We start from the raw sequence: 12478 nt of genomic DNA, 5'->3' as shown, positions 1-12478 counted from the left end.
TATCGATCATTCCGCGGCCTGAAGTTTCGGCCGCGCCGGCGTACTCGATAGGCGTTTGAGCAGCCTTTGGCGTTCGCTCGAGGCCTTGTCGGCGCTGGCTCGACGGACGTGACCATAGCCGCGAATGAGGGCCGGCACCGAGGCCAGCGCAACCGCCGCATCGACCTTGGCCGGGGCCAGCGATCCGGCGATGAGTTCCAGATCCGCCTCATACTGCGCCAGCAGCCGTCGCTCCATGCGCCGTTCGGCGGTGTAGCCGAACAGGTCGAAGGCGGTGCCGCGCAGGCCCTTCATCGCCGACAGCAGGCGAAAACCCTTCATCATCCACGGGCCGAAGCTCGATTTCCTAGGGCTGCCGTCATTGCCGCGACGGCCCATGATCGGCGGCGCGAGGTGGAATTCGAGCTTTTCGTAGCTCTGGAATTGTTTTCCAAGTTCGGCGACGAAAGAGCCGTCCGTGTAAAGACGCGCCACCTCGTATTCGTCCTTGATCGCCATCAGCTTGAACAGGTTCCTGGCGGCGGCCTGCGATACCGTGGTCGACCCGGGTATGGCCTTCGCTTCGGCGGCGCGCAAAACGGCCAGTTTTTCGGCATAACGCCTGCCATAGGCGGCGTTCTGATAGGCTGTCAGGAAGGCGACGCGGCGGGCGATGATATCGTCCAGTGTCTCGGCGACATCCGTGCCCGGGCCGGCCTTCCCAGCCACGGCTGGACCCGGCTGGGCAACGAGGCCGCGCACGAATTCCGGCTGATGGGCAGCGCGACGCCCCCAGCGGAACGCGGCGACGTTCATCGCCACGGCTTCGCCATTGAGCTCGATCGCCTTCTCGACCGCCTCGGCGGATAGCGGCAGGCCGCCATGCTGGAAGGCAAAGCCGAGCATGAACATGTTGGCGCCGAGCGAGTTGCCGAAAAGTGCCGTGGCGGTGCGGGTGGCGTCGAAGAAATGCGCCTTGTCGTCGCCCGCGGCCGCACGGATCGCCTTTTTCAGCCGCTCTATCGGCAACGAAAAATCCGCCGAGCGTGCAAATTCGCCAGGCATGATCTCGGCGGTGTTGGCGACGAAGATGGTGTGGCCCTCGCGCACCGCGGTCAGCACCTTCTTGGCGCCCGAAACGACGAGATCGCAGCCAAGCACGAGATCGGCCTTGCCGGCCGAGACGCGGATGGCATGGATGTCGTCGGGGGTGCGGGCGATGCGGACATGCGTGAACACCGAGCCACCCTTCTGGGCGAGGCCGGCCATGTCGATCATGCCGCAGCCCTTGTCCTCGAGATGCGCCGCCATGCCAAGCACCGCACCTACGGTGACGACGCCCGTGCCGCCGACGCCGTCGATGATCGCCGCCCAGCCCTGCTCGCCAAGCGGGAATTGCGCCGGCACAGGCACGCCTTCCAGCGGATCGGCCTTGCCGGCCAGGCCCTCGGCCTTGCGGATCTTGGCGCCGTGCACAGTGACGAAGGATGGGCAGAAGCCGTTGACGCAGGAGAAATCCTTGTTGCAGCTCGACTGATCGATCTTGCGCTTGCGGCCGAATTCGGTCTCGACCGGCTGGATCGAGACGCAGTTCGACTGCACGCCGCAATCGCCGCAGCCCTCGCAGACCAGCTCGTTGATGAAGACCCGCTTGTCGGGATCGGGGAAGGTACCGCGCTTGCGGCGGCGGCGCTTTTCGGCGGCGCAGGTCTGGTCGTAGAGCAGCACCGAAACGCCCTTGACCTCGCGCAGCTCGCGCTGGACGAGATCGAGGTCATCGCGGTGATGGATGGTGGCGCCGGCCGGGAATTCGGCCTTGCCGGCATATTTGCCGGGCTCATCTGTGACGATGGCGATGCGGTCGACGCCTTCGGCGCGCACCTGCCTGGCGATCATGTCGACGGTCAGGCCGCCTTCGTGCGGCTGGCCGCCGGTCATGGCGACGGCGTCATTGTAGAGTATCTTGTAAGTGATGTTGGCATCGCTCGACAGCGCGAAGCGGATCGCCAGCGTACCGGAATGGTTGTAGGTGCCGTCGCCAAGATTCTGGAAGATGTGCTCGCGCTTGGAGAACGGCGCCTGGCCGACCCATTGCGCGCCCTCGCCGCCCATGGCCGTGAAACCGACGGTGTTGCGGTCCATCCACAGCGCCATGAAGTGGCAGCCGATGCCGGCCGCGGCGATAGAGCCGTCCGGCACCTTGGTGGACGAATTATGCGGGCAACCGGAACAGAAGAACGGTGTGCGCGAGCCGATGTCGGTGGCCTCGGTGAGCATTGCCTGGAACTGGCGCAGCTTCGCCACCCGCGCCGAAATCTCTTCGGACGGGCCGATGGTCCTGACGATCCTCTCGCCAAGCGCAATGGCGATCTCGTTGGGATCGAGCGCGCCCTTGGCCGGAAACAGCCAGTCGCCGCGCTCGTCCTTCTTGCCGATAATGACCGGTTGGGTGGCAGTGCCATAAAGGCTTTCGCGCAGCTGCACTTCGATCAGCGAGCGCTTCTCCTCGACGACGACAATGGTGTCGAGGCCGCGGGCGAAATCGGCGATGTGATGCAGGTCGAGCGGCCAGGGGCAGCCGACCTTGAACAGCCGCACGCCGATGCGGTTGGCGGCCGCCTCGTCGATGCCGATGTCCTCCAGCGCCTGACGGACATCGAGATAGCTCTTGCCCAGCGTGATGATGCCGATCTTCGGGTTGCGGCCGCCCGAATAGACGATGCGGTTCAGCCCGTTGGCAAGGATGAAGGCGGAAGCCGCGGCGCGCTTGTGCTCATGCAGCCGCTCCTCCTGACCGAGCATATCGATCTCGTGGCGGATGTTGAGACCGCCTGATGGCATGTCGAAATCCGGCACGACGATGTTCAGCCGCTCGAGCGCGGCATCGACCGAGGCGGTCGATTCGATGTTATCCTTGACGCATTTGATCGCCGCCCAGGTACCGGCAAAGCGCGACATGGCAAAGCCGTAGAGCCCGTAATCGATGATCTCCTGGACACCGGCGGGATTGAGGATCGGCACCATCGTGTCGACGAACAGGAATTCGGTGGCGTGCGCATTGGTCGAGGATTCGGCCATATGGTCATCGCCCATCAGCGCAAGCACGCCGCCATGCTTCGACGATCCGGCGAGGTTGGCGTGGCGGAACACGTCGCCTGAGCGATCGACACCCGGTCCCTTGCCGTACCAGACCGAAAAGACGCCGTCATGAGTGCCCTCGCCCAGCAGTTCCGTCTGCTGCGTTCCCCAGCAAGCGGTGGCGGCAAGCTCCTCGTTGAGACCCGGCTGGAAGACGATGTCAGCCTGGGCGAGCTGTTTCTTCGCCTTCCAAAGCTGCATGTCGAGGCCGCCGAGCGGCGAACCGCGATAGCCGGAGACGAAGCCGGCCGTGTTCAGGCCGGCGCGGCGATCACGCTCGCGCTGCATCAGCAGCATGCGAATGACCGCCTGCGCGCCAGACAGGAAGATGCGCTCCTTTGCGAGATCGAACTTGTCGTCGAGCGCGACGTCGTGCAGCGTCATCAGGCATTTCCTCTGCGGAGGCCACGCGGGGCAGGCAGCCAACGTCGGGGTCGGATGACGCATCCTTTCTCCCCTTGCAAGGCAGGTCAAACAAAATCGCAGATGCCAGGCAACGCGCAACGGACAGTCCGCGGCCATCCTGAATCGGGTATGAAACCGATCCACGGACATTGCCCGGCGCACGAAAATTTCAGCTGCGGCCCGGATGGCCGCGACGCGTCAGCCGCCCTTCGAGCAATCCGGCTTCGGTTCGCCCGGCAGCTTGCCGTCGGGATGGCCGACGAGATCGGGATTGGCGGTGTAGAGCTGGTCGATGACCAGCGGCCGGTCGGGCAGGATCGACTGGTCTTCCGTCGACATCAGCGTGGTGTCGATCTTCTGCAGGACCGCGCCGTCGGCGCCTTTGATGCTGATGGCAATCGCATAGGGCTTGTTCTTGACGACGCAGGTCAGTGCCGGACTCTCCAGCGTCACCTTGTCGAGCTTCGGCCAGACCTTCTGCTCGACCACCAGAGGCGCGCCGCCGGCGGGATCCTGGAAGCTGGCGACCGCGACCTGGCCCTCTCCCATCGGCTTCAGCGGCCGCAGGGTCACGACATAAGTCGCCCTTGCGAGGCGGTAGTTGAAGACGAATATCTTGCCGGAAATCTCGAACAGCTTGCCTTCGTCATTGCCGGTATCGCGGCAGGCGCCCAGCGCAACGGCCGCGATGAGTGCCACGCCGACAAGGATCGAACGGGAAAGGCCGCTACGCATTCCTGACCTCATTTTCCGCCATGCGACGGCGACGATAGTGACGGCTTGCCTTCTGCCTGTTGCCACACACCGCCATGTCGCACCAAAGGCGGCTGGAATTGCGGCTTCTGTCGACGAACAGCCAGGTGCAATTGGGACAGATCCTCAGCCTCGCGACGGTGTCGTCACGCAGAAGCGACAACGCCGAAACCGCCAGTGCCGCCTCGAAGGCGATCGGCGTCAGGGGATCACCGAACGGCCGCCCCGGCGCACCGATCTCGGTCCGGCTGCCGGCAAGGCCATCGGCGCAGGCTCTCAGGAATCCGGGCAGATCAGTGGTGGCAACCGCGCCCTTCGACGCCGCTCCACGAAACAGCCGGTCGGTCGCCTCGCGGATCGACAGCACGACGGGTGCGATCGCCACCGCCGAGGATACCGCCAATGGCCTGTCGCCAAGTTCGGCAGCGCGAAAGCGGCTCGCCGCATCGGCGAAGCGGGCAATCTCGGCCGGATCGTCGAAGCGATCGAAGGTTCGCCCCGGATCGCCGCGCAGCACGACGGTGTTCGCTGTGTCGAGCGCAAGCAGGCCGCCGGTGAAGCGGTGCGGGGTCCAGGATACCGTCATGGCGAAAATCTAACCTATAAATCGTATTTGACAAGTTAGATTCAGCGATGCACCCTCACTCTGGGCTGCGATGATCTTCGCAGCCTTTTGAGCCTGTCGTTGGCCAGGACCGCTTCGCACTTTTGGGCGGCATGCTTCGAGGTTTTGCATGCTCTATTTCTTCCAGCAGGTGCTGAACGGGCTGCATTCGGGCGCGCTTTATGCGCTGCTCGCCTTTGGCTATGTGCTGACCAACGGCATCCTGCACCGCACCAATCTCGCCTATGGCGCATTGTTCGCCTTTTGCGGCCAGACGATGATCCTGACCGCGGCCTTCGGCTATCAGATGCTGTGGCTGACGCTGCTGGCGGCGGTGGCGCTCGGCGTCGTCGCTGCGTTCCTCTATGCCGCGCTGATCAGCCACGTGCTGTCGCGCAGTGTCTTCGAACCTTTGGCCGACCGCACGCCCAATGCAATTGTGGTGACGACGCTCGGCATCCTGCTGCTGCTGTCCGAAGCGAGCCGCATCGCCGCCGACACGCATGATCTGTGGCTCCCGCCGATGCTGGCGCAGCCTATCGTTTTCGCGCAGGGCGCCACCTTCACGGCAACGCTGACGCTCATCCAGCTCATCGACTGCGCCGTGGTGGTGGCGGCAATCGCGCTGGCCAGCTGGGCATTTGCCCGGTCGAGCTTCGGACGGCGCTGGCGCGCCGTCTCCGACGACCCCAAGGCAGCCGCTATGTGCGGCGTCGACGTGCGCGCGGTGTTCCGGCACGCGGTCCTGTTCGGCGGCTTCTGCGCCGCGCTGGCCGGTGTGATGGCCGGGCTCTATTACGGCAATGTCAGCTTCGGCTCGGGCCTCGTCTACGGCCTGAAAATCCTGTTCGTGACGGCGGTCGGCGGCTATCTCTCGCCGTCGCGCGCGGCACTCGGCGCGGCCGCCTTCGGCATGGCCGAATCGCTGTGGGCCGGCTATTTCCCGGTCGAATGGCGCGATGCGTGGATGTATCTGTTCCTGGTCACGACGCTGATCCTGATCGGCGCCGGCCGCGACACCGGCAAAATCGCCTGAAACGTCAGACTTTGGTTGCATGACGCCAGGGCAGATCGCCGGTATTGGGCACTGTCTGCCATGCGATGACATTTGCTCCCTCTATCCTTGTTGACCCGTCAGTCCACGCGCGGCATACCGTTGGACCACGCGGCGTGACGGACAAAAAGGGGGAAGCCGGCACGCCTCCGGTACAAGGGAGGAATGCATGGCAGGGCTTCTTGCTCTATCCAGGACAATTGATCGCGCCAACGAATTCATCGGCAAGTGGATATCGTGGCTGATCCTGCTGGCGATCCTGGTGAGCGCCGCCAACGCCATTATCCGCAAGGTGTTCGACATATCCTCGAACGCCTGGCTCGAACTGCAATGGTATCTGTTCGGCGCCGCCTTCATGCTGGCCGCCGCCTATACGCTGAAGCAGAACGAACATATCCGCATCGACGTCGTCTACGGCCTGTTTTCACGCCGCGTGCAGCACTGGATCGACCTGCTCGGGCATCTCTTTTTCCTGATGCCGTTCGTGACGTTGATGGTGATCTATTTCGTGCCCTATGTGTCGCTGTCGTTTCGCAGCGGCGAGATGTCCAACAATTCCGGTGGTCTGATCATCTGGCCGGCCAAGGCCATCCTGCTCGTCGGTTTTTTCCTGCTCGCGCTGCAGGGCATCTCCGAGATCATCAAGAAGATCGCCATCATGCGCGGCGACATGGACGATCCCAATCCGTTCATTTCCGTGCATGAACAGGCCGAACTCGAAGCCAAGGCGCTGGCCGACGAGGTGCGCTCGTGATGGAGTTCATCGCGCAGAACATGGCGCCGATCATGTTCGCTTCGCTGATCATCTTCCTGCTGATCGGCTACCCCGTCGCTTTTTCCTTGGCCGCCAACGGCTTGATGTTCTTCTTCATCGGCGTGCTGCTGTCGCCTTATTCCGGAGGATCGATCAACCTCGCCTGGCCGCTCCTGCACGCATTGCCGGATAATTTCTACGGCAGCCGGGTGATGTCGAACGACACGCTGCTGGCCATCCCGTTCTTCACCTTCATGGGCATCGTGCTCGAGCGATCGGGTATGGCCGAAGACCTGCTCGACACGATCGGCCAGCTGTTCGGGCCAATCCGCGGTGGCCTTGCCTATGCGGTGATCTTCGTCGGCGCGCTCTTGGCGGCGACCACCGGCGTGGTGGCGGCTTCCGTCATCGCCATGGGCCTGATCTCGCTGCCGATCATGCTGCGCTATGGCTATGACCGCCGGCTCGCATCCGGTGTCATTGCCGCCTCCGGCACGCTTGCCCAGATCATCCCGCCGTCGCTGGTGCTGATCGTGCTTGCCGACCAGCTCGGCCGTTCGGTCGGCGACATGTATGCCGGCGCGCTGATCCCCGGCCTCGTGCTCACCGTCCTCTATATGTCCTACATCCTGATCATGTCGATCATCCGGCCGAACTCGATGCCGGCGCTGCCGCTGGAAGCCCGTACACTCGGCCATGGCGTGATGTCGCTGCTGGTGGCTTTGCTGGTCACATTAGCGGTTTCCTACGCGGCGTATCGTTATCTGGCGCCGGCGCATGGCGACAATGCCGACATTCTCGGCGCGACTGCCGGAGTCCTGTTCATCTACATCGTCGCCATTGCCGACAAACGCCTGAATTTCAACATGATGTCCAGGCTCGCGCAGCAGGTGATCATCGTGCTGATCCCGCCGCTGGCGCTGATCTTCCTGGTGCTGGGCACCATCTTCCTGGGCATCGCCACGCCGACCGAAGGCGGCGCCATGGGTTCCGTCGGCGCCTTGATCATGGCGGCGGCAAAGGGGCGCTTGTCGCTTGACGTCGTCAAGCAGGCACTGGCCTCGACGATAAGGCTATCGTCCTTCGTGCTTTTCATCCTGATCGGCGCACGGGTGTTCTCACTGACCTTCTACGGCGTCAACGGCCACATCTGGGTCGAGCACCTTTTGACGTCGCTGCCGGGCGGCGAGGTCGGCTTCCTGATCGGCGTCAACATGCTCGTCTTCTTCCTCGCTTTCTTCCTCGACTTCTTCGAATTGGCGTTCATCATCGTACCGCTGCTGGCGCCCGCCGCCGACAAGCTCGGCATCGACCTGATCTGGTTCGGCGTGCTCCTTGGCGTCAACATGCAGACCAGCTTCATGCACCCGCCCTTCGGCTTCGCGCTGTTCTACTTGCGTTCGGTGGCTGCGCGCGTGCCCTATCTCGATCGTCTCACCGGCAAACAAATCGCGCCGGTGACCACCGGACAGATTTATTGGGGCGCGGTGCCCTTTGTCTGCATCCAGGTGATCATGATCGGGTTGACCATCGCCTTCCCGCAAATGGTGATGCACTACAAGGGAACGACCGTCGATCCGGGCACGATCGACTACCAGGTGCCGGAGATGCCCGGCCTGTCGCCGCTCGGCACGCCGCCGGCGGATGGCGCAGCGCCTGCCGGCGGCGGCACGGCTCCCGCCGCCCCCGATCTGTCGCAGCCGCCGAGCTTCGGCGACGCGCCGCCGGCCAAGCCGGCAACGCCACAGCCCGACCTGTCGCAACCGCCAAGCTTCAACTGAACCGGCATGGTCAAAACCATGAAAGCGGTGCGGCTGGAAGCAGTGGGCGGCATCACGCTGCGCGACGTCGACATGCCTGACATCGGTGCGGATGAGCTACTGGTGCGCATCGAAGCCTGCGGCGTCTGCGGCACGGATCGGCATCTGTTTCACGGCGAATTTCCGTGCACGCCGCCGGTGACGCCCGGCCATGAGTTCTCCGGTCTCGTCGAGGCGATCGGAAAATCGGTCTCGGGTTTTGCCATCGGCGATCGTGTCACCGGCGACCCCAACATCGCCTGCGGGCGCTGCGCGCGTTGTCACGCGGGACAAATCAATCTCTGCAGCAATCTGCGCGCCATCGGCATTCATCGCGACGGCGGCTTTGCCGAATACCTTGCCTTGCCGCAGAAGCAGGCTTTCGTCCTGCCTGCGGGTCTCGATCCCATGCACGGCGCGTTCTGCGAGCCGCTCGGCTGTTGCCTGCACGGCGTCGACCTTGCCGGGATCAAACCGGGCAGCTCGGTGGTCGTGCTTGGCGGCGGCGTGATCGGCCTGCTCACCGTGCAGCTGGCAAGATTGGCGGGAGCCACGACCATCATCCTTTCGACCAGGCAAGCCTCGCGGCGCGCCCTCGCCGAGGACCTCGGCGCGACAATGACTATCGATCCAACCACCGCCGATGTCATCGATGCCATCGCCGGACCGGTGGGGCTGGTGCCAGGCGGTGTCGACGTCGTCTTCGAATGTGCGGGCGTGCGAGAGACCGTCGAGCAGTCGATGCGGCTGGCCCGCGCCGGTGGCACGGTCGTCATCGTCGGCGTGACGCCGCAAGGCGTGAAAGCTGAATTCGAGCCGTTCGACCTGCTGTTCCGGGAACTGAAGGTGCTCGGTTCCTTCCTCAATCCCTACACCCATCGCCGTGCCGCCGAACTCATTGCTTCCGGCACGATCGAGATCGATAGGCTGATCTCCAGGCAGGTGTCGCTTGAAGAAGCGCCAGCGGTGATCGCCAATCCGCCGGCGCCCGGCGAGGTCAAGGTTCTGGTGGTGCCGCGCCGAGGCTGAAGCGCCGGTTTCGCCTCCGGTATATACAGAAAAGCTCCCTGAGCGGGTTCCGCCCAGAGAGCTTTTGAGCAGAAGTCCGGCCGACTACAGCTTGCCGTTGCGCTGCTGGACCATCATGAAGGTGTCGTAATTGTATTCGGCCACCTGCGCCCAGAGATAATGCTCCTTGCGGAAGCCCTTGATCGATTCCCAGATCTTCTTGAACGGGGCGTTGGAGGCTTCCATTTCGGTATAGACCTCGTTGGCCTTTTCGAAGCAGGCGGCCATGATCTCCTGGCTGAACGGGCGCAGTTTCGCGCCGCCGGCTACCAGTCGCTTCACCGCCGCAGGGTTCAGATAATCGTATTTCTGCAGCATGTTGGCGTCGGCCGCCTGCGCGGCAGTGTGCAGCAGCGACTTGTACGTCGGCGAAAGTTCTTCGTACTTCGCCTTGTTGAACATCAGGTGGACGGTCGGGCCGCCCTCCCACCAGCCGGGATAGTAATAATAGGGCGCGACCTTATAGAAGCCGAGCTTCTCGTCGTCATAGGGACCAACCCATTCGGCCGCGTCGATGGTGCCTTTCTCCAGCGCGGGATAGATATCACCGCCGGCGATCTGCTGCGGCACGACGCCGAGCTTCTGCACCACCTTGCCGGCAAAACCGCCGATTCGCATCTTGAGGCCGGAAAGGTCGGCCACCGTGTTGATTTCCTTGCGGAACCAGCCGCCCATCTGGACGCCGGTGTTGCCGCCCGGCAGGCCGAAAAGGCCCTGCGTGGCGAGAAACTCGTTGAACAGGTCGATGCCGCCGCCATGGTAGTGCCAGGCATTCATGCCGCGTGCGTTGAGCGAAAAGGGAACCGCCGCACCGAGCGCCCATGTCGGGTCCTTGCCCCAGTAATAATATGCCACCGTATGACAGGCCTCGACCGTGCCGGCCGTGGTGGCGTCGGCGGCCTGCAGGCCAGGCACCAGCTCACCGGCAGCAAAAACCTGAATCTGGAAATTGCCGTCGGTGGCTTCCGACAGCATCTTCGAGAACACCTCGGCGCCGCCATAGATGGTATCGAGCGACTTCGGGAAGGACGACGCCAGCCGCCATGTCACCTTGGGATTGGACTGGGCGATTGCAGGCGCTGCCAGCGTGGCCGCCGCCGCGGCGGCACCGACGCCGGTGACACCGGCCTTGCGAATGAATGAACGACGATCCATGAACTTCCTCCCTTTTGGATCAACAGGCCGACGTCAGGAAATCCTCGGTTTCCCTGTCGGTTCGTTCGAGACAATACACGGGCAAGAAGTCGAGTCCAGCAGGCCGACCCGATTTGACGGCGAAGCCCGGCTGCCCTGCAACTATAGTCTAACAGGCCGTTTCGTGGCCCATGCGACACGCCGAAACTTGGCATGGAAAAACAACCGGGGATCGCCTATTTTAGCGGCAGGTATCCCTTGCCCAGATGGAACACAGAGCAAAAATGCATCAGCCGCTCGTCGCCATATCGACCGACGTCCGTCAGTTCGACAACTACACCTGGCACGCCGCCCCACAACAATATCTGGAAGCGGCGGTCACCGGCGCCGGCGTGTTTCCGGTGCTGGTGCCATCGTTCGGCGACCGGCTCGATTTCGACGAACTTCTATCGTCGGTCGACGGCGTCATGGTCACCGGCTCGAAATCCAATGTGCATCCCTCGCTCTATGGCGGCGACGCCAGCGAAGCCAATGGCCCCTATGATCCGGCGCGCGACGCCACGACGCTGCCGCTGATCCGCCGGGCGATCGAACGCGGCGTGCCGCTGCTCGCCATCTGCCGCGGCATCCAGGAATTGAACGTGGCGCTGGGCGGCACGCTCGGCACCGAGATCCAGGAGCGCGAGGGCTCGCTCGACCACCGCGCGCCGGTGAGCGATAAGCAGGACGAACGCTTCGCCATCCACCAGACCATTTCGATCAAACCTGACAGTTGCCTGGCCGGTGTGTTCGGTGCCGGCGACATCAAGGTCAATTCGTTGCACCGCCAAGCCATCGACCGGCTCGGCTCGAAGCTGCAGGTCGAGGCCGTCGCCACCGACGGCACGGTCGAGGCGGTTTCGGTGCGCGACGCCCGCGCCTTCGCCGTCGGCGTGCAATGGCACCCGGAATACTGGGTCAAGTCGGACAGCAATTCGGTGAAGATATTCCGGGCCTTCGGCGATGCGGTCAGGGGCCACGCCCTGATCCGCCAGGCAGCGCGTACGGCGGCAGAGTAAACGACCGGGTCCGCCCCCTGGCGCGAACCCGCGATCAGAACTTATAGCTGACGCCGAAGCGTACGGTTTGAGTCGTCACGTCGGTTGGGTAAAGCCAGGAACTGTCGGTCGCTGGATTGTCGGAGAACGTGCCAAAATCGCTGTAGCGATACTCGACCCGCGTCGTCCAGTTTTGCGCGAAGGCATATTCGATACCAGCGCCCACAGTCCAACCTGCCTTTGTGTTGGACGAGCTATCCGTCGTGGTGCCGTCGTCATATTTGGTATCGAAGTGAGCGACTGCGAGACCGCCCGTACCGTACAGGAGAGCCGGTCCCACCGCATAGCCAAGACGTGCGCGCAACGAGCCCTGAACGTCGATTTTGGTTTTGATATTGCCCGCATACGCGGAATCCACGGAGCCGCCCGCTCCCGAGGCTTCGAGATCGGCCTCGACGCCAAGAACGATCGAATTGAAGGCCTGATTGTAGCCGGCGTGGATACCTCCAATCACTCCGTCGGACTTCCACGCGTCAGCCCAATCGGAACTGCCGTCGTCGATATTGACGTCGTGGCTATCGACGTGCCCCCAATTGTATCCAAGCTGCGCGCCCACATAGTAGCCACTCCATTCGTAAGCCACCGGAGCTTCGACAAGCGCGTCGGCAGCGAAAGCGCCACCCGAAAGGGCGACAAGCATGGTGGATGCGAGAAGGATGGATTTCACGTTAGGCCCCCAATTGAATGGTGCAT

10 protein-coding genes are annotated in these 12478 nt (G+C 63.3%); 5 read left to right on the top strand and 5 right to left on the bottom strand.

Features of this window, described 5'->3' with window-relative positions; genetic code table 11:
* Positions 1-6: 6 nt before the first annotated feature.
* From AC0L24_RS16450 to AC0L24_RS16440, 3 genes are all read right to left on the bottom strand, one after another.
* Complete coding sequence (locus tag AC0L24_RS16450) at positions 7-3501, bottom strand: indolepyruvate ferredoxin oxidoreductase family protein (RefSeq protein WP_127808202.1); 3495 nt, start codon at positions 3499-3501, stop codon at positions 7-9.
* Positions 3502-3720: 219 nt separating this feature from the next.
* Entirely contained in the window at positions 3721-4257 is a 537-nt protein-coding gene (locus AC0L24_RS16445) for a hypothetical protein (RefSeq protein WP_127269757.1), read from the bottom strand.
* Positions 4250-4861: a CGNR zinc finger domain-containing protein gene (locus tag AC0L24_RS16440; protein WP_127271073.1), complete on the bottom strand. Its 612-nt coding sequence runs from the start codon at positions 4859-4861 to the stop codon at positions 4250-4252. The genes AC0L24_RS16445 and AC0L24_RS16440 overlap by 8 nt, the downstream gene beginning before the upstream one ends.
* Positions 4862-5009: 148 nt before the next feature.
* On the opposite strand from AC0L24_RS16440, the gene AC0L24_RS16435 reads away from it, so the two are divergent.
* The 4 genes from AC0L24_RS16435 (at position 5010) to AC0L24_RS16420 (ending at position 9515) form a co-directional block, all read left to right on the top strand.
* On the top strand, positions 5010-5915 hold the full coding sequence (locus tag AC0L24_RS16435; RefSeq protein ID WP_127808203.1) for a branched-chain amino acid ABC transporter permease: 906 nt from the start codon (positions 5010-5012) through the stop codon (positions 5913-5915).
* A 187-nt stretch (positions 5916-6102) separates the two neighbouring features.
* The gene (locus tag AC0L24_RS16430; protein ID WP_127266510.1) at positions 6103-6687 is read left to right on the top strand and encodes a TRAP transporter small permease subunit; all 585 of its coding nucleotides are present in this window, start codon (positions 6103-6105) and stop codon (positions 6685-6687) included.
* The gene (locus tag AC0L24_RS16425) at positions 6687-8468 is read left to right on the top strand and encodes a TRAP transporter large permease (protein WP_473563975.1); all 1782 of its coding nucleotides are present in this window, start codon (positions 6687-6689) and stop codon (positions 8466-8468) included. Before AC0L24_RS16430 ends, AC0L24_RS16425 begins: the two co-directional genes overlap by 1 nt.
* A gap of 18 nt (positions 8469-8486) precedes the next feature.
* Complete coding sequence (locus AC0L24_RS16420) at positions 8487-9515, top strand: zinc-dependent alcohol dehydrogenase family protein (RefSeq protein ID WP_164873918.1); 1029 nt, start codon at positions 8487-8489, stop codon at positions 9513-9515.
* An 84-nt stretch (positions 9516-9599) separates the two neighbouring features.
* On the opposite strand, the gene AC0L24_RS16415 is transcribed toward AC0L24_RS16420, so the two are convergent.
* A complete protein-coding gene (locus tag AC0L24_RS16415; protein WP_013528215.1) occupies positions 9600-10709 on the bottom strand; it encodes a TRAP transporter substrate-binding protein in 1110 nt (369 codons plus the stop codon).
* Between the two features lie 263 nt (positions 10710-10972).
* Between AC0L24_RS16415 and AC0L24_RS16410 the strand changes: the two genes are divergently transcribed.
* Complete coding sequence (locus AC0L24_RS16410) at positions 10973-11746, top strand: gamma-glutamyl-gamma-aminobutyrate hydrolase family protein (protein ID WP_127808204.1); 774 nt, start codon at positions 10973-10975, stop codon at positions 11744-11746.
* Positions 11747-11780: 34 nt separating this feature from the next.
* On the opposite strand, the gene AC0L24_RS16405 is transcribed toward AC0L24_RS16410, so the two are convergent.
* On the bottom strand, positions 11781-12452 hold the full coding sequence (locus AC0L24_RS16405) for an outer membrane protein (RefSeq protein ID WP_127808205.1): 672 nt from the start codon (positions 12450-12452) through the stop codon (positions 11781-11783).
* Positions 12453-12478 lie beyond the last annotated feature (26 nt).

It is taken from the genome of Mesorhizobium sp. WSM4809, assembly GCF_055811655.1.
The sequence above is the reverse complement of the archived record's forward strand: the minus strand, read 5'-3'. Positions and strand labels throughout refer to the sequence as shown.